Origin of the sequence: uncultured Citricoccus sp. (genome assembly GCF_937871995.1) — a bacterium.
GTDB lineage: Bacteria > Actinomycetota > Actinomycetes > Actinomycetales > Micrococcaceae > Citricoccus.
The window spans coordinates 1-21,377 of the sequence record NZ_CALMQR010000110.1; the positions used below are offsets into that span (position 1 = coordinate 1).

A 21,377-nucleotide genomic window follows, 5' to 3' on the forward strand; every position below is an offset into this window, starting at 1 on the left:
GGTGGCCGGGCCGGATCCCGGTCGGGCCCTTGCTACAGTGGCGACCATCGCAATCGAAAGGTAGACCGTGGAGATTCGTCGGATCCGCATCGCGTCCGTCGGCAATGAATTGCTGGCCGGCGTGGGCGACCCCCGTGCCCTGGGCTGGCTGGGACGCGTCCTGGCCAAGACCTCGGCACCGGGTGTCCAGCTGGAGAGCTACGTGCTCGCCTGCCCGGGAGAGGGCACCGAGGCACTGTCCCAGCGCTGGCAGGCGGAGTCCGCACGGCGGTACGGGCAGGACACCGAGAACCGGCTGGTCATCGGCCTGTCCGACCTCGACCTGGACCTGGAGTCCTCCACGGCCCGGGCCCGGCTGAACCTCGCCAACGTCCTGGACCGTGCCGCCCAGCTGGACATCGCCACCCTCGTGGTCGGCCCCGTGCCGTCCCTCGACGGGGAACGCAACGCCCGGCTCTCCGAGCTGAACGCGGCGTACATGGACGTGGCCGACCGCCGGCACCACTACTACGTGGACACCTTCACCCCGCTGGTCAACCACGAGCAGTGGCGCAACGACCTCGCGGCCGGCCAGGGGTTGCCCGGGCAGGCCGGATACGGGCTCATCGCCTGGCTGGTGCTCCACCGCGGGTGGTACCAGTGGCTGAACGTGCCGGAGCCCACCGCCTGACCCCCGTGCCGGCGTCGCGGCCGGCCGGACCCCGCGGAGGTGCACCGCTTTGTCCGGCACCGGCGGGGTATGCGAAACTGAATGGTGCTGTCACGCACCGGGACAGCACAGGAACGCGCCCGTGCGGCGCGGGTCCGTTCCCATCACCGGAAGGAAACGCGATGAGCAAGCGTGGACGCAAGCGGCGCGATCGCCGCAAGGGCGGCGCCAACCACGGCAAGCGGCCCAACACCTGAGGCCCGGCCGGAGGCAATGCCCCGGAATGCACCAGACCCCGCCGGTCAGGACGGTCGAACCGTCCCGGCCGGCGGGGTCTGTTGCGTCTGGGGCCGGTCCTGCCGGCGGGCCGTCCGCAGCGGACGGCCCGGGGTCAGTGGCCTGCCTCCACCCGGATCTGGCTGATCCGCGCCATGATGTTCACCTTCAGGGCGTCCGGCGCCTTCTCGGTGCAGCTGCGGCGGACCACGGAGCGGATGATGCACTCCAGGTCATACTCGTGGGCACACTCCGTGCACTCCTCCAGGTGGCTGCGCACCTCCTCGAGGTCCTCGTGCGTCAGCGCACCGTCGAGGTACTCGTAGAGCCGCTGGATCCGGGCGTCCTCACAGTCGCCGATCTTCTCGCAGTCCGCGCTCATCTGCCCGCCTCCTGTTCTTCGGTCCCGCCGGTGGCGCCGGCGTCGGATTCCGCGTTCTTGCTGGTCGTGGTCTTCGTGCCACCCTTCTTCGGGGCGGCCTTCCGTGTCCTCGGGGTCTTCGGCTCGACCGTGATGCCGCGCTCGCGGGCGTAGTCCGTCAGCAGTCCGCGCAACAGCTTGCGCCCGCGGTGCAGCCTGCTCATCACCGTGCCGATGGGGATGTCGAGGATCTCCGCGATCTCCTTGTAGGCGAACCCCTCGACGTCCGCGAAGTACACCGCGAGCCGGAACTCCTCCGGGATCGCCTGCAGGGCGTCCTTGACGTCGGAGTCCGGCAGGTGGTCCAGGGCCTCCGTCTCGGCGGAGCGCAGCCCGGTGGAGGTGTGCTGGGCGGCCTTGGCCATCTGCCAGTCCTCGACCGTGTCCGTGGCCGCCTGCTGCGGCTGCCGCTGGCGCTTGCGGTACAGGTTGATGTACGTGTTCGTCAGGATCCGGTAGAGCCAGGCCTTGAGGTTGGTCCCCGGGCGGTACTGGTGGAAGGACGAGTAGGCCTTCGTGTAGGCCTCCTGGACCAGGTCCTCGGCGTCCTGCGGGTTGCGCGTCATGCGCATGGCCGCCGAGTACAGCTGGTCCACGTACTCCAGGGCATCGCGCTCGAAGCGCTGACGGCGGGCGGCGTCGGACTCCGCGGTGAGGTCCACCTCGGGGTCATCGTGCTCGGAGGGAGCCTGGGCGGTCTTGTGCGTTTCCATCGTCGCCCAGTCTACGTCCGCGGCAGGTCCTGCCAGGGTCGCTGCACCAGGGGCCATGGAACCGTCCCTTCACTCGTCTCGCTCGTCATCGTCCGGCACCGGCCGGGCCGGTGCCACCGTCCTCGTGGCGGTACCGGGTACAGCAACCCCCCGGGCGCGGATATTCCGCGGCCGGTATCTTGGGTGGGTGACCACAACAGCCTCGGCCTCCCCCCTCACCGACCCCTGGCCCGCCCCCGAGCCGACCGGTCCGGTCCGCGGCACGGTGCGTGTCCCGGGATCGAAGTCGCTGACCAACCGCTACCTCGTCCTCGCCGCGCTGGCCCAGGGGCCCAGTGTGCTGCGGGGCGTCCTGGACAGCCGGGACTCCCGCCTGATGATCCGGGCCCTGACGGCCCTGGGTGCCGTGGTGGAGCACACCGGCCCCGGTACCGTGCGCGTCACCCCCCTTCCCGACGGCGGCGCGGGCGCCGGTGCGCCCGCCCCCGGTGACGGGGCCCCGGCCGGGCGCACGGTGGACTGCGGCCTGGCCGGCACCGTGATGCGCTTCGTGCCCCCGATCGCCGCCCTCGTGGCCGGTCCCACCCGCTTCACCGGTGACGAGGCCGCCCTGGCCCGCCCGATGCGTCCGGTCCTGGCGGCGCTGGCCGCGCTCGGGATCACCGTGGACGGCCCCGGCACGGAGCGCGGGACCCTGCCGTTCACCGTGCACGGCACCGGCGGCGTCGAGGGCGGCCGGATCGAGGTCGACGCCTCGGGGTCCAGCCAGTTCGTCTCCGCACTGCTGCTGGCCGCCCCCCGGTTCCGCCGGGGACTGCACCTGGTGCACACCGGGGACGCGGTGCCGAGCCCGGAGCACGTGGCGATGACCGTGAGCGTGCTGCGCCGCTGCGGGGTGGAGGTGGACGACTCCGTCCCGGGCCAGTGGCGGGTCTCCCCCGGCCCGGTGCGCGCCCTGGACCTGGCGGTGGAACCGGACCTGTCCAACGCGGGGCCGTTCCTGGCCGCGGCCGTGGTGACGGGCGGCCAGGTCCGCGTGCCGGACTGGCCCGCCGGGACCACGCAGATCGGCGACCGCTGGCGGACCATCCTGCCCGCGTTCGGTGCCACTGTGGACTTCTCCCCGGACCCGGAGGGGCACACCGGCACCCTGACGGTGACCGGTGCCCTGACGGAGACCGGCCACCCGCGGATCACCGCCCCCGGGGACCTTCCGGACACCGGCGAGCTGGCGCCCACGGTCGCGGCCCTGTGCCTGCTGGCGGAGGGCCCGGGACGCCTGTCCCGGATCGGGCAGCTGCGCGGCCACGAGACCGACCGCCTGACGGCACTGGCCGCCGAGACGCGGCGGATGGGCGGTCAGGTCGAGGAGGGCCCCGACTACCTCGCCTTCCGGGGGACGGGCGGCTCTCCTGACGCCGAGGGCACGGGGACCACCGGAGAGTCCTCCGCCCTGCACGGGGCGACCCTGGAGACCTACCACGACCACCGGATGGCCACCTTCGCGGCCGTCGTGGGACTGGCGGTGCCCGGAGTGCTGGTGCGGGACGTGGGCACCACCGCCAAGACCATGCCCGACTTCCCCGAGCTGTGGACCCGGTTGGTGACCGGGGACGGCGACCGCGCATGAGCCGGCCCGGGCGCGGTTTCGACCCGAAGCGCTGGGACGAGTCCGACGTGCGCTCGCGCCCCAGCAAGAGGGGTTCGCGCCCGCGCACCAAGGAACGGCCCGCCCATGAGGATGCCGTCACCGGCCGCGTGGTCACGGTGGACCGCGGCCGGTACACGGTGTACCTGCCGGGCCGGGAGGGGTTCCACACCGTCACCGCCATGCGCGCCCGTGAGCTGCGCCGAAACCCGGTGGTCACCGGCGACCTCGTGGGGCTCGTCGGGGACCTCTCGGGCCTGGAGGGGAGCCTGGCCCGGATCGTGCGGATCGAGGAGCGCAGCACCGTGCTGCGGCGTTCCGCCGACGACTCCGACGCCTACGAGCGCGTGGTGGTGGCCAACGTGGACCTGCTGGTCATCATGGTGGCCGCGGCCAATCCCGAGCCCCGCACCGGGTTCATCGACCGTGCCCTGGTGGCCGCCTATGACGCGGGGATCGAGCCGCTGCTGTGCATCACCAAGACGGACCTGCGCGACCCTGCCGGGCTGCTGGCCCACTACCGGCACCTCGGTCTGGAGGTGCTCACCTCCGGTGCCGCGGGCAGCGGGTCCGGTGACGGCGATGCCCGCCTGGACCCGGCCCTGCTGCGCTCCCTGCGGTCCCGGCTGGAAGGCCACATCTCCGTGCTGGTGGGCCCGTCCGGCGTCGGGAAGTCCACGTTGCTCAACGCCCTGACCGGCACCCGGCGGGCCACCGGCCATGTCAACGCGGTCACCGGCCGCGGGCGGCACACCTCCTCCTCCGCCCTGGCGATCCCGTTGCCGGCCGAGGGCTCCGCCGATGACGCGCCGTCCGTGGACCCCGGCGGGGAGCACGAGTCCTGGGTGGTGGACACCCCCGGGATCCGCTCGTTCGGCCTGGGCCTGGTGGACCGCGATCGCGTGGTGGAGGCCTTCGAGGACCTGGCGCCGGCCCTCGCGGACTGCCCGCGGGGCTGCACGCACGCCGCCGGGGAACCCGGGTGCGCGCTCGACGCGTGGGTGGCGGGCGGCAACGCCGGCACGTCCGGCGCCGAGCGGCTGGCCTCGCTGCGCCGCTTGCTGGACGGGCGCTCCGACGATGAGTGGTGAGCCGCCGGCCACCGGTCGTGCCGATGGCGCTGAGCCCTGCGGCCTCGCGGTAGCGTGGCCTGCATGAGCGATGCGCCCAAGAACTACACGGACGACCTCCGGCTGGCCCACATCATGGCCGACTCGGTGGACTCCCAGACGATGTCCCGCTTCAGGGCGCAGGACCTGAGGATCGACACGAAGCCGGACCTCACCCCCGTCACGGACGCGGACCGCGCGGCCGAGGAGCTGATCCGCGGGAACCTCTCCCGGGCCCGCCCGCGGGACGCGGTCCTCGGGGAGGAGTTCGGCGAGACCGGCCACGGCCCGCGGCGCTGGGTGATCGACCCCATCGACGGGACCAAGAACTTCGTGCGCGGGGTGCCGGTGTGGGCGACCCTGATCGCGTTGATCGACGACGGCGAGCCCGTGGTGGGCGTGGTCTCGGCCCCGGCCCTCAACAGGCGCTGGTGGGCCGCGAAGGGCACCGGCGCGTTCATGGGCAAGTCACTGGCCTCGGCCACGCGGATCCACGCCTCGAACGTGTCCCGGATCGAAGATGCCTCCCTGTCCTACTCCTCCCTCGAGGGCTGGCGCGAGCGGGGCAACATCCGGGACTTCCTGGAACTGACCTCCACCGTGTGGCGCACCCGCGCCTACGGTGACTTCTGGTCCTACATGATGGTCGCCGAGGGCGCCGTGGACATCGCCTGCGAGCCCGAGCTCGAGCTGTACGACATGGCCGCCCTGGTGCCGATCGTCACCGAGGCGGGGGGCCGCTTCACCTCGCTCGAGGGCGAGGACGGCCCGTTCGGGGGCAACGCGCTGGCTACCAACGGCCTGCTCCACCCCGACGCCCTCGAGGCCCTCAACCCGGACCTGATCGGCCAGACGCAGGCCTGATGAGCGGCCGGGATCCCGGTGCGGGCCGGGACCAGGCCCCGCCGCGCGAGTCGCTCACCGCGGCGATGGTCCTGGCGGTGGCCGCGGGCGGGATGGCCGGGACGCTGGCGCGGTGGCTGCTGGTCGAGGTCGTCCCCTCCCCCGCGGACTCCCCCGTCCCCGGCTGGCTCATGCTCTCGGTCGTCAACCTGCTCGGCGCCTTCCTGCTGGGATTGCTCACCGCACGGGCCTCCCGGCGGCCGCTGCCGCGCTGGCTGCGGGCCGGTCTCGGGGTGGGCGTCCTGGGCTCGTTCACCTCCCTCTCGGCCGTGGTCCTGGCCGCCGCCCTCGTCACGGGCCTCGGCCCGCAGGCCGCCCCGGGTGAACCGGTCGCCCTCGCCCTCGTGGCCCTCGGCGTCGTGGCGGCCCTCGCCGTCAGTGCCGCCCTCGGCACCGCCGCCGCCCTGGCGGGACTGCGCGCCGGGACGCCCGGGGGCACCCGGTGAGCGTGCTGCCGGACGCGGCCGGGGCCGGCGTCGTGCTCTGGCTCATGCTGGCCGGTGCGTGCGGCGCCGTGCTGCGCCTGGCCTGCGACCACTGGTTGCCCCGGGGCGGGATCCTGCTGGCGAACGTGGCGGGCTCGCTCGTGGCCGGCCTGGTGATCGGTCTCCAGCCCTCCGCGGACGCGACGACCCTGTGGGTGACCGGGTTCTGCGGCGCGCTCACGACCTTCTCGACCGTGTCCACCGCCACCGCCGACGACGTCCTCCGCGGCCGATGGGGCACCGCCGCCAGGACGTGGGCCCTGCACCTGGGCCTCGGCGCCCTGGCCGTGGTGCTGGGGCTGCTGAGCGGGTCTGCGCTGTCGGCCGCGTGAACGAGGGTGCGCGCGAGAAGTCCCCGGGTGCTTAAACACAGCGGACCCGGGACACCGCCGCAGCGATGTCCCGGGTCCGTCACGGGGAGTGGAGATGGCGGGAATTGAACCCGCGTCCGATGCAGTGTTGTCAGGGCTTCTCCGGGCGCAGTTTGCGCTGGGTGTTACTCGGCCCTGGCTGTCCCGCAAACAGGCAGCCAACCCGGGCCCAGCCGGATTAATGTCTCCACCACGACCCCCGGCGAGGGTGGCGGACAGTGGCTATCTAATCGACGCCAGGATCCGGGGCGATAGCATCCCCGGGCTGACGGACTCGTTCACTGATCAGGCAGCGAGAGCGAAGTCAGTGCGCTTAGATTCGGCACTTGTTGGTTTGCAGAGGGCGTTTCCGAGATAACTCTGCATCCTCGGCCCGCTTCCCCTGTCGCGACGTGCATCGTCGAAACCGATCATCCCCATGTTCTGTTGTCAATCAACCGGTGCCCTGCGGGGTTCCACTGATCCCCCACCTGGTCCGGACTGCCCAGTATAACCCATGGGCGTCCGCGGGTATTCCCGGCGGCGGTGACTCAGGCCGCGCGCCGGTTGCGGATCCGCATGGCGCGCTGGGCCTCGCGTTTGTCCTGCTTCTCCCGCAGCGCCTGGCGCTTGTCGTAGTCCTTCTTGCCCTGGGCCACGCCGATCTCCACCTTGACGCGGCCGTTGCGGAAGTAGAGCTGCAACGGCACGATGGTGTGTCCCGACTCCTGGATCTGGCGGGCGATCTTCGTCAGCTCCTGGCGGTGCAGCAGCAGCTTGCGCCGGCGGCGGGCGGCGTGGTTGGTCCAGGACCCGTTGAGGTACTCCGGGATGTAGACCTGCTCGAGGTAGAGCTCGTTGCCGTAGAACACGGCGAACCCGTCCACCAGCGAGGCGTGGCCCTCCCGCAACGACTTCACCTCGGTGCCCATCAGCGAGATCCCGGCCTCGTAGGTGTCCAGGATGAGGTAATTGTGGCGGGCCTTGCGGTTGGTCGCGATGACCTGCCTGCCGTCAGGACCGGCCTTCTTCGACCCGTCAGCTGATTTCTTGGCCATGGCTTCTCCTTCCGGCCCGGGGTGGTCACACGGACTTTCCAGTGTACTGCCGCCGTCAAGGGAACGGGCGCTGGCACCGGGGTCACCACCCGGCGCAATTCACCCGGGACCGGGAGACCGTGATCCTTGGCGTGGCCCGTGGAGGCGAGTACGTTCAAGCCATCATGTCCTCCAGCTGTGCACGGATAGGCGGGACAGCCATGAAAGCACAGAACCCCAAGTCCATCCTGCGGCGTATGCCGATCGACCTCATCGAGGAGGAAAGCAAGCACGCGGTGCTGTCCAAGAGCCTGGGCCTCTGGCAGTTGACCGCCCTCGGCGTCGGCGGCATCGTCGGCGTCGGCATCTTCACCCTGGCCGGACTGGTGGCGCACGGGGACGCGAACAATCCCCCCGTCGGCCCGGCCGTCCTCATCTCCTTCCTCATCGCCGGCCTGGCTTCCGCGGCCGCGGCGCTGTCCTACGCCGAGTTCGCGGGCATGATCCCCCGGGCCGGTTCGGCGTACACCTACGGCTTCGTGGCCCTGGGCGAGATCATTGGCTGGTTCATCGGCTGGGACCTGCTGCTGGAGTACATCGCGATCGTCGCCGTGGTGGCGATCGGCATCTCCGGTTACGCCGAGGCGTTCCTGCAGGGGTTCGGGCTGGAGCTGCCCGCGTGGATGGCCTCGACGCCCGACCAGGGCGAGGGCGGGATCATCAACCTCCCGGCCATCCTCATCTGCCTGCTGGTGACCTTCATCCTCAGCCGGGGCACGAAGACCTTCGGTCGGTTCGAGCTGATCGCCGTCGGCATCAAGATCCTGCTGATCCTGTTCATCATCGGCCTGGGCGTGTTCTACATCGACACCGCCAACTTCGACCCGTTCATGCCCTCCGGGTTCGGCCCCGTGCTGACGGGCGCGGCCACGGTCTTCTTCGCCGTCTTCGGCTATGACGCCATGAGCACGGCCGCCGAGGAGGCGCAGGACGGCACCAAGCACATGCCCAAGGCCATCATCCTGTCGCTGATCATCGCGATGGTCCTCTACGTGGCCGCCACGCTCGTGCTGACCGGGATGCAGAACTACCGGGACATCGACCCGGAGGCCGGTTTCGCCTCCGCCTTCTACTCGGTGGGCCTGCCCGTGGTCGCCTCGATCATCTCGATCTTCGCGGTGATCTCGATCCTGACCGTGATGGTGACGTTCCTGCTCGGCGTGACCCGGGTGTGGTTCTCCATGAGCCGCGACGGACTGCTTCCCCCGTGGTTCGCCCGGGTGGACCACCGCGGCACGCCACAGCGGGTGACCTGGATCGCCGGCATCGCCTCGGCCGTGCTGGCCGGGATCTTCCCGATCCGGGCCGTGGCGGACCTGACCAACATCGGGATCCTGTCCGCCTTCGTGGTCGTCTGCACGGCCGTGATCCTGTTCCGCTACACCCGCCCCGAGGCCTCCCGGACCTTCCGGCTGCCCTGGATGCCCGTGGTGCCCGCCTTCGGCGTGCTGGCCTCGCTCTTCCTCATCCTGCAGCTGCACTGGGAGACCTGGGTGCGTTTCGGCGTCTGGCTCGTCATCGGCCTGGTCATCTACTTCGCCTACGGCCGCCGGCACTCCGTGCTCAACGCCGACAGCCCCCACTACCGTCACGACCTGGCCTCCCGGTCCTGACCGGCCCGTTCGGGCGGTACGGGCCCGACCGGGCCGAGCGGGTCAGAGCAGGCCGAGCGGGTCAGAGCAGGCCGAGCGGGTCGATGGCCTGGCCGTCGAGGATGGTCTCGAAGTGCAGGTGGCAGCCCGTGGAGTTGCCGGTGGATCCGGTGTACCCGATGACCTGCCCACGCCGCACCTGTTGCCCGGGTGAGACGGTCGACCGGGTCATGTGGTGGTACTTGGTGGCCAGCGCGCGGCCGTTGACCACGCCGTGGGAGATGACCACGCGATTGCCGGACGACCACACGGCCCAGTCGGCGTTCCAGACCTCCCCGGCGGCGGCGGCCTTGATCGGGACCCCGCAGCCCCCGCCGAAGTCGATGCCCGTGTGCACGTAGCCCCCGGCGCCACCGTAGTCGAACGTGCCGGCCGGCGTCGCGCGCCAGCCGAACCCGGAGGTGAGGTAGGTGCTGATCGGCATCTGCAGTCCCCACCCGGAGGAACCGGCCTGCTGCTCCGCCTGCCGGGCGCGCCTCTCGGCGGCCACGGCGGCCCGGTCCGCCCGGTCGGCCGCGTCCTGGGCCCGGCGCGCGGCGGCCCGGTCGGCCGCGGCGGCGGCCTGACGGGCCTTGCGGGCCGCTTCCTCGGCCGCCCGACGCTTGCGCTCGGCCTCTGCCACCGCCTCGCTGTGCTGGCGCTGCAGGTCGGACTGGCGACTGGACTGGGCGGTCAGCGCCCGCTGGCGCTGGGCGATCTGCCGGTTGACCTGGTCCTGGGCCGCCCGGTTGGCGTCGATCTGGGCCTGGATCTTCGGTCGCTGGGCCTTGAGCTCATCGGTCAGCCTCGAGGTGTCCGTCACCATGCCGTCCAGTGCGCGCTTGGCGCGGGAGGCCTCGTCGCGGGCCTGCTTCTCGCGGTCCAGGGCCTTCTCGGCCTCGGCGCGCAGGTCACGGATCTCGGCCTCGACGGCAGCCAGCCGGACCTCGGCGTTCACGTCCGTGGCGCGGGTCTGGGAGACGGAGGAGATCCTGTTGTTCTGGATCCGCATGGCCTGGTCGGCCAAGCCCACGGCGTCCGGCAGGGACGAGTCACTCAGGCCGAGCATGAACGCCAGGTCCGAGGAGACGCCGCCCTGCTTGTAGGCCTGGTTGGCGATCTGGCCGATCTCCTGCCGGGCGGTGTCCAGTTCCCTCTCGCTCGCCCTGACCTCGGCGAGGAGCTCGGCCCGGCTGGACTCGGCCCGGTGGACCCGCTCCTGCAGGGACTGGACCTCGGCCGTGGCCGCCGAGACCCGGCTCTCCGCCGCGGAGAGGGCCTCCTGGGCCCCGGGCAACCGGTCCTGGAGCCGGTTGAGTTCGCGGATCTTGTCCGCGATCTCCGAGTCCAGGCCCTCCAGCGAGGCGTCGAGGTCACCCCTCCGGCCCTGGAGCGACGACTGCTGCCCGCCGAGGTCACCCAGCTCCTCGTTGATCCGGGACTTCTCGCGCTCGGCCTGGTCGATCTGCCGCTGCAGGTCGTCGATGCCGCCCTGGGCCAGGGCGGCGCCGCCCATGGACAGGGTCAGGACGGTGACGAGCCCTGCGCCCAGGATGGCGCGGGACAGCCGGCCTCGCTTCATGGTGTTCCTCCGGTGGTGCGGTCGCGATGTGGACACAGTGGTGTCCGTGCAGGTCAGACGGGGGTCACACCTTAAGGTAGCGCCTCAGGGTGAGCAGGGATGACGCGGCGGCCAGGACGACCGCGACGGCGAGCAGGAGGGGCACCAGCATCAGGGCGTCCCCCCCGGCGATGAATCCGGTGCCGGGATACTGCCGGGTCAGCCAGTCCCCGATGAAGAACTCGGCGATGGCCCACGAGGTTCCGCTGGCCAGCACGGCCCCGAGCAGGGCGGCGATCACGCCCTCGAGCAGGAACGGGAGCTGGATCATGGTCTTCGAGGCGCCCACCAGGCGCATGATGCCCGTCTCCCGCCGCCGGGAGAAGGCGGAGAGGCGGATGGTCGTGGCGATGAGCAGCACGGCGCAGACGAGCATCACCCCGGCCACCGACACCGCGATCACCGACGCCATGTTCATCAGGGAGAAGATCTGTTCCAGCAGTTGCCGCTGGTCCGAGACCAGTTCGACGCCGGGCATCGAGGAGAACAGCTCGTTGACGACCTCGTACTGTTCCGGGTCCACGAGCGCCACCCGGAAGGACTCGGGCAACTGCTCGGCGGTCACGGTCCCGGCCATCGCGGAGTTCTTGAACTGCTCCTGGAAGATCTGCAGGGCCTGGTCCTGGGACTCGTACTCGTAGCTCTTGACGTACGGTGCGGCCGTGGGCGACTCCAGCAGGTGCCGGACCGCCTCGCGCTGGCCGTCGGTCACGGGACCGGTGGCGCAGGAGGCCGTGGTCGAGGTCCCGGTGCACAGGAAGATGGCCACCTCCACCCGGTCGTACCAGTAGCCCTTCATCTGGTTGATCTGCAGCTGCAGCAGGCCCGCGGCCCCCACGAAGGTCAGGGAGATGAAGGTCACCAGGACCACCGAGACCACCATGGACAGGTTGCGGCGGATGCCGGAGAGGGTCTCCCCGAGGATGAACGCGAACCTCATCGGCGGCCCTCCTCCGTCCCGGTCCGCGCCGTGCCGGTCCGTGCCGTGCCGGCCCGTACCGGCCCGGGAGGCACTGCGCGTATCCCTGCGTCCGTGTCCGTGTCCGTGTCTGCGCTCGCGCCTGTGCCGGTGTCCGTGCTCGTCTGGACGGTCTCCCCCGCTGTCGCCGCCCAGTCGTCCGCCGGCGGCACCGGCGCGGTGCGGTACTGGCCGGCCTGTTCGTCCCGGACGATCCGCCCCTCGCGCAGTTCCACCACGCGCCGGCGCATCTGGTTGACGATGTCGTGGTCGTGGGTGGCCATCACCACGGTGGTGCCGTTCTCGTTGATCTGGTCCAGCACGGCCATGATCCCCAGGGAGGTCTCCGGGTCCAGGTTGCCGGTGGGCTCGTCCGCCAGCAGGATGTCCGGTCGGTTGACGATGGCGCGGGCGATGGCCACCCGCTGCTGCTCCCCGCCGGAGAGCTCGTGCGGCAGGCGCCGCTCCTTGCCGTCCAGGCCCACGGTGCGCAGGACCTGCGGAACGGTCTGGCGGATCTGCCCGCGCCCCTTGCCGAGCACCTGCATGGCGAAGGCGACGTTGGCGAAGACGGTCTTGTTGGGCAGCAGGCGGAAGTCCTGGAAGACCACGCCGATGCTGCGGCGCAGGCGGGGCACCCGCCAGCCCGGCAGCCTGGCCACGTTGCGGCCGGCCACGTAGACCGCTCCGGCGCTGGCCCGCTCCTCCCGGAGCATCAGGCGGATGAACGTCGACTTTCCGGAGCCGGAGGCACCCACGAGGAACACGAACTGACCGCGCTCGAACTCCACCGTCACGTCCTGCAGCGCCGGACGGGAACGGCGGTCGTAGACCTTGGTGACCTGCTCGAACCGGATCATCTTCCACACTCGCCCACGGACAGGATGCCCTGCGGCACCCGGGGCTGGGTCGGGAGAAGGCTCGGTGCCGGCCCCGTCCACGATAGTCACGGGAAGGTAACACTCGTGGGATCTCGCGTCCGGAATCAGGCGTGTCATCCCGGACCACCGTCGGCGATGATCAGCATCGACCCCGGTCAGCCGGGCGTTGGGGTCAGGAGGGTGCGCCGAGCCCCGCGGTGATGATCTCGGCCACGGTCCGGGCGCCCCCGGGAGCCATCACGATCGAGTAATGGTTGGTCCCGGGCACTTCCGTGACCGTCAGGTGCCGTGCCAGGGCAGGGACCCGGCCCCGCCAGGACGCGATGTAGTCCTCGCTGAACAGTCCGGGTTCCTCGTTGAACAGGCCCCTGCGGCTCCAGAGCAGGTGTGCCGGGACGGCGAGCTCGTCGATCGCCCGCAGGAGGGAACCGCCCCCCTGCAGCTCGGTGGTGTCCTGGGCCATGGCCTCGTAACGGGTGGCCGGGCGCAGCGCGGCCCCGTCCGGTTCCAGGTCATAGGTGATGTAGTCCTCCATCAGCGCCGCCGTGCTGCTGCCCGGGGTCCAGGCGTCGAGGAACGCCGGGTGCAGCAGCCAGAACCGGCGGTAGTCCTCCACCGAGCCGAAGCGCATCGCGAGCCGTTCGGCCACCGGGCCCAGCACGGCCTGGACCACCTGCTGTGGATCGAGGCCGGCGGGGACCCTCAGGGGGATGCCGCCGTCCACCAGGACCACGGAACGCACCCGGTGCGGGTGCCGGTGCGCGAGCACCAGGGTGACGAAGGCGCCCATGGAGTGCCCGACGACGACGACCGGGCCGGTGGCCGTCTCGCCCAGGACGGCGGCCAGGTCATCGGCGTGGGCCGGCATCCCGTACGGCCCCGGCAGGGCACTGGACCGGCCCCGGCCGCGCAGGTCGGGGGCGATGATCCGGACCCCGGGCAGCGCCTGGGCAAGCAGGCCGAAACTGCGATGGGAGGCCGAGACCCCGTGGACGGCCAGGATCGTCGGGGCTGCCGGGTCGCGCGGACCCCACAGGCCCACCGTCATCCGCCCACCGGTCACGGCGACCGTGGTCTGGCGGTAGTCCGGACCGAGGTCCGTGTGGCGGTGGTTCCGCGCCACCGGAGAGGACGCGTCAGCGGCCAGTGATGTCTCGGACATGGTCCGTTCCTTCCCGGTCCATCGCCCCGGGCGCCAGCGCCCGCTCGATGAACTCCATCATGGTGTCGAAGACGTGGTCGGGGACGTCCCCCGTGCCCTCACGCGTGGCGCCGTCCTGGTCCTGGGGCCAGAGCACCCAGCGCATGCCGATGATCTCGCCGATGCCCATCAGGGCCCAGGCGACCACCTCCGGGTCCATGCGGTGCACCTCACCGGACCGCTGGCCCTGCTCGATGCCCTGGGCGTAGCCGTCCACGATGCGGGAGTAGTGCAACCGCAGCGCGTCCGGTGAGGCGAACTCGGCCTGCCGGATGATCCGGTACAGCGCCGGGTGCTCGGCGGTGAAGCGGAAGAACGCCCGGAAGCCCGCGCGTTCGGAGGCGATGCGTCCGGCGTCGGCCTCCGCCAGGGCGGCATCGGTCATGGCACGCCGCACCCGCCGGTTGAGGTCCATCACGACCTCGTTGAAGATCTCCTGCTTGCCCTCGAAGTAGAGGTAGAAGGTCCCCAGGCCGCAGCCCGCCTCCTCGGTGATCTTCACGATCGAGGCCGCCGGGTAGCCCAGCTCCGCGAAGACCTTCTCGGCGGCGTCCAGCAGTCTCCTGCGGGTACGCAGCCCCCGTGCGGTGAGCACGGTGCCCTTGGTGGTGGTGGGCACCTCCTCGCCGCCGGGCGTGTCCGTGTCCGGATGCAGCGGTTCAATGGCCATGGTGAGTCCTTTCCCGGGCCGGGGGCCGCAGTCGGCCCCGGGCGATCTTCTCCAGGCCCGTCCGGGGCAGGTCCGGGACGAAGGTGTAGTGGGTGGGCTGCTTGTACCCGGCCAGCAGCCGTGCGCAGTGCTCGCGCAGTTCAGTCTCGTCCACGGGCACTCCGGAGCGGCGGACCACGAACGCGTGCCCGGTCTCCCCCCAGCGCTCGTGCGGCGTCCCGACGACGGCGGCGGCGGCCACGGCCGGATGCGCGGTGAGGACCTGTTCCACCTCGGCGGGGACCACGTTCTCCCCGCCCGAGACGAAGATGTCCTTGAGACGGTCCACGATGCGGAAGTACCCCTCCGCGTCGCGCTCCACCAGGTCGCCGGTGTGCAGCCAGCCGCCGCTCAGGGCCCGGGCGGTGGCCTCCGGATCACGGAAGTAACCGGCGAAGACGCTGGGGCCGCCCACCAGCAGTTCCCCGGTGGCGGGGCCCTCCAGCAGCCGGCCGGTGACCGGGTCCGCGACGGCGACCTCGACGTGGGGGTAGGGCCGTCCCATCCAGCCCACCTTCTCGCGCGCGTCCTCGGCCGGCAGGGAGAGCACGTTGGGACCCGCCTCGGTCAGTCCGTAGCCCTGGACCAGCGGCACGTCGCGGGCGTGCCAGGCCCGCATCAACGCCGGCGGCATGGACGCCCCGCCGACCACGGCCAGCCGGAGGCTGGACAGGTCCGTGGTGGCGAACCGCGGGTGCTCGGCGAGCATGAGGTACTGCGCGGGGACCGCCATCAGCGTGGTGATCGAGCGGTCCTCGATCAGGGAGAGGACCCGTCCGGCGTCGAAGGTCCGTTCCATGACCACCGTGGCGCCGGACCACCACGCCAGCAGGGGCTGGATGTTCCAGCCCCCGGTGTGGAATTGGGGCAGGACGGCCAGCACCACGTCGGAGGAGGTGATCTCGAGGGTGCGGGACAGGGCCAGGTTGTTCCAGAAGCAGTTGGCGTGGGTCAGCACTACCGCCTTCGAGGCTCCCTCGGTCCCGGACGTGAAGGGCATCAGCACCGGGTCGTCGTCCTGCACGGGGCTACCGGGCGCCCGTTCCTCCGCCCGGTAGCCCCGGCCCGTCCCTCGCCGGTGCGGGGCCGGAACCTCCTCCTCGATACCGGACCGCCCCGGGCGCACGCGGGACGGGGGCATCGGCAGCAGGGCGCAGGCCTCGGCGGCCAGCGACCCGAAGTCCTCCTCCACCACGAGCAGGGCGGGATCCGCGGTCTCCAGCTGGACGGCCACCTCGGCGGGCCGCAGGCGCCAGGACAGCGGGGTGAGGACCAGGCCGGACTTGGCGCAGGCGAAGAACAGCACCACGTGGTCCGAGCTGTTGCCGGAGAGGGTGGCGACGCGCTCCCCCGGCCGGTAACCGGCGGCGACGAGTCTGCCCGCCAGTCGGGTCGCGCGGTCCTCGAGCTCCCGGTAGGTCAGGGCCACCCCGGCGTCGAGGATGGCGGTGCGGCCTGGAGTGGCGACGGCGCGGTCGGTGGTCCACCGGCCCAGGGTGTGCAGCGCCGCGTTCATTCGGCCTGCTCCAGGACCGTGACGGGGTCCTTGCCCGGCCGGCCCCGTCCGGAGCGGGCCGAGAGCCGCCGGACGAAACCCGCCAGGCCACCCGGCATGAACAGCACCACCAGGACGAACAGCGTGCCCAGCAGGAACAGCGGTTCGGACAGCGGCACCCTCAGCAGGGCCGGCATCGACTGGATGGCCTCGGACTGGGCGAGCACCGTGAGCCGCTGGTCGAGCAGCGTGTACAGCACGCCGCCCACCACGGCTCCCCACCGGGACCCGACGCCGCCGAGGACCACCATGACGAGCAGCGTGATGGTGAAGTCCGCCGAGACGGTCCTCGGGACGGCACCGGACTGCAGCAACAGGTGCACCATGCCGACGCAGCCGGCCAGGGTGCCGCCCACCACGAAGATCAGCAGCTTGGCCAGGTAGGGCTTCAGTCCCAGCACCCTGACGCGGTTCTCGTTCTCGCGCACGGCCTCGGCGAGGTGGCCGGCCCGCGAGTTCTGGATCCAGCTGACGATGGCGAAGACGATGATCAGCACGGCCAGCGCGAGCCAGTACAGGTTCCGGGTGTTGGACACCCCTACCAGGAAGGCGGGGACCTGCTCCGTGTTCAGGCTCAGCCCCTCCTCGCCCCCGGTGGCACCGTCCGGGTTGCGCCGCACCAGCACCGAGCCGGCCTGGGCGAACGCCAGGGTGACCATGGCGAACGGGATGCCGCTGACCCGCAGGGCCACCGCACCGGTGACGTTGGCCAGGATGACCACGACGAGCAGCGTGAGGAGCATCGCCGGGATCAGTCCCATGCCGGTGCGTTCGAGCAGGATGCCCAGGACGTAGGCGCCGGCTCCGACGTACAGGGCGTGCCCGAAGGACAGCAGTCCGGCCACGCCGATCAGCAGGTGGTACGTCAGGGCCGCCGCGCCCATCAGCAGGCACAGCGCCATCAGCTGCAGGGCACCCGGCTGGTAGGTGGCGGTGGGGAGGATGCCGGGGAGCTGGATGTTCAGCAGCGGCAGCAGGGCCAGGGCCACGACCCCGGCGACGGCGGCGACGCCGCCGATGATCCGACGGCGGGCCGGGGACCGGCCGGGGCCGGAGGGGCCCGGTGTCGTGGGCGGGGTGAGGGAGGCCTTGAGCCGGTCCGTGGCGGAGGACCCCTCCCGGCCCCCGCGGCCGCCGTGCTGGTCCTTGAGTTCTTCCGTGGAGGCGCTCATGCGGTGGCCACCTTTCGTCCCATGAGTCCGGAGGGCCTGGTCAGCAGTACGACGGCCAGCAGGATGACGACCACGAAGTCGCCGATGCTCCAGAAGTAGTTGGCGAACTGTTGCAGCACCCCGACGAGCACGGAGGCGACCGCCGCACCGGCCAGGGAGCCGAGGCCACCGATGACGGTGACGATGAAGGCGAAGATCAGCAGCGATCCGCCCAGCAGGGGCGAGACGTAGCCGAAGTAGTGGCTGGCCAGGACACCGCCGATCCCGGCCGCGGCGCCGCCGATGGTGAAGACCAGGGTGAACGCCCGTCGGACGTCGATGCCCAGGGCCGTGACCATGGAGCGGTTCTCCACGCCGGCGCGGATGATCATGCCGTAACGGGTCCTCTTCAGGAACAGCACCATGCCGGCCAGCACCAGCCCGGCGATGAGGATGGTGATGAACAGGTGGTTGGGGACCTGGGCCCCCAGGATGTTGGTGGTCATGCCCATCCAGGTGGGGCCCTGGATGAAGACGGGGTCGGTGCCCCAGATGCCCTCGAACAGCGCGATGGCCGCGAGGTTGAGTCCGACCGTGACCAGGACCTGTTCGATGTGCCGTTCGTACAGCGGGCGGATGAGGACGAACTCCGTCAGCGCGGCCAGCAGTGCGCCGACGAGGCAGCCGACCAGCAGGGACAGCGCGAAGCCGCCCCAGGAGTCGGCCCCCATGACCCGCGCCGTCTCCCAGCCGATGAGGGCGCCGAGGGTGAGGAACGCGCCGTGAGCGAAGTTCAGCACGCCCATCAGGCCGTAGATCAGGGACAGTCCGGAGGCCACCAGGAAGTAGACGGCGCCGAGGCCGATCCCGGTGACCAGCAGGAGGAGGATGGTGTCCATGGGTCAGGCTCCTTCGTGAGCTGGCCCCGTGCCCACGCCGAGGTGGCGGGTGACGAGGGTGTCGTCCTCGAGGAACGACGTGGCGGAGTCCGTGGTGTGGACCACGTGGCCGTCCGAGAGCACGATGGCCCCGGCGGCGAGCTGGCGGACGACCGCCAGGTTCTGCTCGACGAGCAGGATCGGCACCGTCTTGGCGGCCTCCTCGAGCGCGTCGGCGACCTCGCCGACGATCTTGGGGGCCAGGCCCTTGGTGGGCTCGTCCACGAGCAGCACGCGGTTCTCGTTCATCAGCGCCCGGGCCAGGGAGACCATCTGCTGCTGTCCCCCGGACAGGGAGCCGGCGGCCTGCTGCGCTCGCTTGACCAGGTCCGGGAACAGGGACTCCACGAGCTCCCGCCGGGGATGGTCGTCCCGTTCCGACAGGCGCAGGTTCTCGGCCACGCTCAGTCCGGCGAAGACCTCCCGGTCCTCCGGGACGTAGCCGACCCCGCGCTGGACGATCCGGTGGGTGGGCAGGGCCTGGATGGGCTGGCCCTGGAGTTCCACCGTTCCGGCGTCCCGGTGGATCAGGCCGAGGATGGCCTTGATGGTCGAGGTCTTGCCGACGCCGTTGCGCCCGAGCAGGGCGGTGATGCCGGTGGCCGGAACGGAGAAGGTGACGTCCTCCACGACCTGCTGGCCGCCGATGGAGGCCTTCAGGTTCCTGACGGACAGGACGGGGGCGGGGTGGGTGCCGCCCGCCGGCACGGGAGCCGGGGTGCGCTGCACTGTGGTGCTCATGGCTCAGGCCACCTGTCCCATCTCGCCGAGGTAGGCCGCCTGGACCTCCGCGTTGGCCATGATCTGCTCCGGCTGGTCCACGGCCAGCAGCGAGCCCTGGTGCATCACCGCCACCCGGTCCACGAGGCCGAGCACGACCTCCATGTGGTGTTCGACCATCATCAGGGTGCGGCCGGACTCCCGGTGGATGCCGCGGATGATCTCCATGAGTCCCGGCACGTCCCCCGACCCGACGCCGGCCATGGGCTCGTCCAGCAGGATGAGCTCGGGGTCGGTGGCGAGCAGCATGGCGATCTCCACCTTGCGCTTGTCCCCGTGGGAGAGCCCCCCGGCCGCGGCGTCCGTCCGGTGCTGCAGGCCGACCCGTTCCAGGCAATCGGTGGCCCGGGTGGTGGCCGCGTCCCCCCGGCGCGGGAAGTGCAGCAGGGACAGCGAGCCGCCCTGCTGGGCCTGGGCGGCCAGGCGGACGTTCTCCAGCACGGACAGGCCCGGGAACAGCGAGGACGTCTGGAACGTGCGCCCCAGTCCGGCCTTCGCCCGCCGGTCGACCGGCAGGTGCGTGATGTCCCTGCCGTTCATGGTGATGCTTCCCTCGGTGGGTCGCATCAGGCCGGACACCAGGTTGAACAGGGTGGTCTTGCCGGCCCCGTTGGGGCCGATCACCCCGACCATCTCCCCGGGCGCGACCTCCAGGTCGATGTCCTGGAGGATGCGCGCTCCGCCGATGTGCAGGCCGATGCCCTGGAATCTCAGGGCAGGGGTCTGGGTGGTCATGATGGTCCTTTCGGGCAGGATCTGCGGGAGAGGGTCGGGGTGTTCAGGTCACTTCGCGGCGGTCGGCGGGGCGGCATCGGCCGCCCCGACGGTCTCGACCAGCTCCGGAGTCCACTCCGAGCCCTTCTGGACGAGCTTGGCCTGGTACATGTCCTGGACCAGGGCGTGGTCGTCCGCCCGCACCGTGGTGGTGCCCTTCGGCCCCCCGAACTCCCAGCCCTCGAGCGCGGTCACCATCGAGTCGACGTCGGTGCCGCCGCCCTCCTCGATCGCCTGGACGATCATCTGCCCGGCCACGAAGCCGTCCGGGGTGAACAGGTCCGGTTCGGCGCCCTGCTCCTCGACGTGCTCCATCATGAAGTCCTCGACCTCGTTCTGACCGGCGCCCGGGAAGTAGTGCGAGAGGAAGGAGATCTTCTCGCCGGCCGCCCCGTAGGCGCCGTAGGTCGCCTTGTTGGCCAGGCCGGTGACGATCGGGGCGGCCTCGAAGGCGCCCTGCTGCTCGAGGGCCTGCCACATGGAACCGGCGTTGGCACCGGCCCAGGCCACGAACACCAGGTCCGGCTTGGCGTCCACGATCTGTCGGGCGAACGGGGTGAACTCGGTGACGTCCTCGGGGACCAGGATGTCCGAGACCTCGGCGCCCTCGGCGCCCAGGACGCCCTCGACGGCGGCGACGTTGCCCTGGCCGAAGGCGTTGTCCTGGCCGAAGACGAGGACCTTGGAACCCTTCAGGTCGTCCACGAACTGACCGGCCGTGGCCACGTCCTGGATGGACTGGCGGCCGGAGCGGAAGGTGTAGTCGTTGATGCCGGTCACGGCGTCCGTGGCGGCCGGGCCGGAGATGTAGAGGATCTGGTTCTGCTCGGCCTGCTCGGCGAGCTTGAGGGCGATGCCCGAGACGGTGGTGCCGGCCAGGATCTTGTACTCCTTGCCGATCAGCTCCTTGGCGATGGAGACCCCCTTGTCCGGATCGCCGCCGTCGTCGTGGTAGGTCAGGTTGATCTTCGTCTCGCCGACCGTGCCGGTGCCGTCCGTGGCGTAGTCGATGCCGGCCTGCAGACCGGCGTAGTACTCCTCGCCGTAGGCTGCCAGCGGGCCGGTCTTGGAGTAGACGATGCCGACGTCCACGCTCTCGGGCGCCTCGGCGGCGCCGTCCTCCGATCCGGCGCCGGTCTGGGCCGTCGGGGCGCAGGCGGTGAGGGTCAGTCCGGCGGCGAGGATGCCGGCGGCCATGATCTTGGTGGGGTTCTTCACGAGTGGGCCTTTCCATGAGGACCAGGGGTGCGGTGGTTCGATGGTCGGGAGGCTGCTCCCGCGCGGGGGTGATCGCCCGGTCGCGACAGGGTCTCGAGGGCTCAACATGAAAGACGATTCAGGTTGTGCTCAGAGTATGTGTGAGGGATCACACCGGCGTCAAGGACATGGGAAAACTTTCCTGAATCAGGTCTCAGGTTGTCTCAATGCACCCCCGCCCCGACCGGGTGCCGGGTCCCGGACACGCAGAAGCCCGGCCACCCCTCGAGGGGGGGCCTGGCTCGCGGTGCCGGCGCGCCGCCGTCGGGA

At 71.2% G+C, this 21,377-nt stretch carries 21 protein-coding genes and 1 other RNA gene; 7 read left to right on the top strand and 15 right to left on the bottom strand.

The genetic code is table 11. The features are described 5' to 3' along the window. Positions 1-67 precede the first annotated feature (67 nt). Positions 68-670, top strand: a complete 603-nt coding sequence (locus Q0283_RS12950; protein ID WP_183524512.1) for a GDSL-type esterase/lipase family protein — start codon at positions 68-70, stop codon at positions 668-670. A 370-nt stretch (positions 671-1,040) separates the two neighbouring features. On the opposite strand, the gene rsrA is transcribed toward Q0283_RS12950, so the two are convergent. Together rsrA and Q0283_RS12960 are read right to left on the bottom strand one after the other, a co-directional pair. Further along, positions 1,041-1,307, bottom strand: coding sequence for a mycothiol system anti-sigma-R factor (gene rsrA / locus Q0283_RS12955; RefSeq protein ID WP_010144300.1), 267 nt, complete (start codon positions 1,305-1,307; stop codon positions 1,041-1,043). Next, positions 1,304-2,059, bottom strand: a complete 756-nt coding sequence (locus Q0283_RS12960) for a sigma-70 family RNA polymerase sigma factor (protein ID WP_298045034.1) — start codon at positions 2,057-2,059, stop codon at positions 1,304-1,306. The genes rsrA and Q0283_RS12960 overlap by 4 nt, the downstream gene beginning before the upstream one ends. Before the next feature lie 187 nt (positions 2,060-2,246). On the opposite strand from Q0283_RS12960, the gene aroA reads away from it, so the two are divergent. The 5 genes from aroA (at position 2,247) to Q0283_RS12985 (ending at position 6,536) form a co-directional block, all read left to right on the top strand. Beyond that, positions 2,247-3,689 (top strand): 3-phosphoshikimate 1-carboxyvinyltransferase, encoded by a 1,443-nt coding sequence (gene aroA / locus Q0283_RS12965; protein WP_298045035.1) that lies wholly within the window; start codon positions 2,247-2,249, stop codon positions 3,687-3,689. Next, complete coding sequence (rsgA, locus tag Q0283_RS12970; protein WP_298045036.1) at positions 3,686-4,798, top strand: ribosome small subunit-dependent GTPase A; 1,113 nt, start codon at positions 3,686-3,688, stop codon at positions 4,796-4,798. The genes aroA and rsgA overlap by 4 nt, the downstream gene beginning before the upstream one ends. Before the next feature lie 63 nt (positions 4,799-4,861). Further along, positions 4,862-5,680 carry a histidinol-phosphatase gene (gene hisN / locus Q0283_RS12975; protein ID WP_183524497.1) on the top strand — a complete coding sequence of 273 codons (819 nt, stop codon included), beginning with the start codon at positions 4,862-4,864 and terminating at the stop codon, positions 5,678-5,680. Next, positions 5,680-6,165, top strand: a complete 486-nt coding sequence (locus Q0283_RS12980) for a CrcB family protein (protein ID WP_298045038.1) — start codon at positions 5,680-5,682, stop codon at positions 6,163-6,165. Before hisN ends, Q0283_RS12980 begins: the two co-directional genes overlap by 1 nt. Next, positions 6,162-6,536 (top strand): CrcB family protein, encoded by a 375-nt coding sequence (locus Q0283_RS12985; protein WP_298045039.1) that lies wholly within the window; start codon positions 6,162-6,164, stop codon positions 6,534-6,536. Before Q0283_RS12980 ends, Q0283_RS12985 begins: the two co-directional genes overlap by 4 nt. Before the next feature lie 86 nt (positions 6,537-6,622). On the opposite strand, the gene ssrA is transcribed toward Q0283_RS12985, so the two are convergent. Together ssrA and smpB are read right to left on the bottom strand one after the other, a co-directional pair. Continuing rightward, positions 6,623-6,993, bottom strand: a transfer-messenger RNA (tmRNA) gene (gene ssrA / locus Q0283_RS12990). A 112-nt stretch (positions 6,994-7,105) separates the two neighbouring features. Further along, positions 7,106-7,612, bottom strand: a complete 507-nt coding sequence (gene smpB / locus Q0283_RS12995; protein WP_298045040.1) for an SsrA-binding protein SmpB — start codon at positions 7,610-7,612, stop codon at positions 7,106-7,108. A gap of 200 nt (positions 7,613-7,812) precedes the next feature. Between smpB and Q0283_RS13000 the strand changes: the two genes are divergently transcribed. After that, complete coding sequence (locus tag Q0283_RS13000; RefSeq protein WP_183524488.1) at positions 7,813-9,264, top strand: amino acid permease; 1,452 nt, start codon at positions 7,813-7,815, stop codon at positions 9,262-9,264. 61 nt (positions 9,265-9,325) lie between these two features. Here the strand turns inward: Q0283_RS13000 and Q0283_RS13005 are convergent, their stop codons facing one another. The 11 genes from Q0283_RS13005 to Q0283_RS13055 form a co-directional block, all read right to left on the bottom strand. Beyond that, on the bottom strand, positions 9,326-10,864 hold the full coding sequence (locus tag Q0283_RS13005; protein WP_183524485.1) for a M23 family metallopeptidase: 1,539 nt from the start codon (positions 10,862-10,864) through the stop codon (positions 9,326-9,328). A gap of 64 nt (positions 10,865-10,928) precedes the next feature. Further along, a complete protein-coding gene (gene ftsX, locus Q0283_RS13010) occupies positions 10,929-11,843 on the bottom strand; it encodes a permease-like cell division protein FtsX (RefSeq protein WP_183524482.1) in 915 nt (304 codons plus the stop codon). Continuing rightward, the gene (gene ftsE, locus Q0283_RS13015; RefSeq protein ID WP_183524479.1) at positions 11,840-12,721 is read right to left on the bottom strand and encodes a cell division ATP-binding protein FtsE; all 882 of its coding nucleotides are present in this window, start codon (positions 12,719-12,721) and stop codon (positions 11,840-11,842) included. Before ftsE ends, ftsX begins: the two co-directional genes overlap by 4 nt. 193 nt (positions 12,722-12,914) lie before the next feature. After that, complete coding sequence (locus tag Q0283_RS13020; RefSeq protein WP_298045042.1) at positions 12,915-13,904, bottom strand: alpha/beta hydrolase; 990 nt, start codon at positions 13,902-13,904, stop codon at positions 12,915-12,917. Next, entirely contained in the window at positions 13,879-14,613 is a 735-nt protein-coding gene (locus tag Q0283_RS13025; RefSeq protein WP_221243336.1) for a TetR/AcrR family transcriptional regulator, read from the bottom strand. The genes Q0283_RS13020 and Q0283_RS13025 overlap by 26 nt, the downstream gene beginning before the upstream one ends. Beyond that, on the bottom strand, positions 14,603-16,168 hold the full coding sequence (locus Q0283_RS13030; protein ID WP_298045044.1) for a class I adenylate-forming enzyme family protein: 1,566 nt from the start codon (positions 16,166-16,168) through the stop codon (positions 14,603-14,605). Before Q0283_RS13030 ends, Q0283_RS13025 begins: the two co-directional genes overlap by 11 nt. Next, positions 16,165-17,379: a branched-chain amino acid ABC transporter permease gene (locus Q0283_RS13035; protein ID WP_183524470.1), complete on the bottom strand. Its 1,215-nt coding sequence runs from the start codon at positions 17,377-17,379 to the stop codon at positions 16,165-16,167. The genes Q0283_RS13030 and Q0283_RS13035 overlap by 4 nt, the downstream gene beginning before the upstream one ends. Further along, on the bottom strand, positions 17,376-18,257 hold the full coding sequence (locus tag Q0283_RS13040; RefSeq protein ID WP_010144280.1) for a branched-chain amino acid ABC transporter permease: 882 nt from the start codon (positions 18,255-18,257) through the stop codon (positions 17,376-17,378). Before Q0283_RS13040 ends, Q0283_RS13035 begins: the two co-directional genes overlap by 4 nt. 3 nt (positions 18,258-18,260) lie before the next feature. After that, positions 18,261-19,037, bottom strand: coding sequence for an ABC transporter ATP-binding protein (locus Q0283_RS13045; protein ID WP_183524467.1), 777 nt, complete (start codon positions 19,035-19,037; stop codon positions 18,261-18,263). Positions 19,038-19,040: 3 nt separating this feature from the next. Then, positions 19,041-19,811 carry an ABC transporter ATP-binding protein gene (locus Q0283_RS13050; protein WP_298045047.1) on the bottom strand — a complete coding sequence of 257 codons (771 nt, stop codon included), beginning with the start codon at positions 19,809-19,811 and terminating at the stop codon, positions 19,041-19,043. Positions 19,812-19,859: 48 nt separating this feature from the next. Next, positions 19,860-21,068 (bottom strand): substrate-binding domain-containing protein, encoded by a 1,209-nt coding sequence (locus Q0283_RS13055; RefSeq protein WP_183524461.1) that lies wholly within the window; start codon positions 21,066-21,068, stop codon positions 19,860-19,862. Positions 21,069-21,377: the final 309 nt, after the last annotated feature.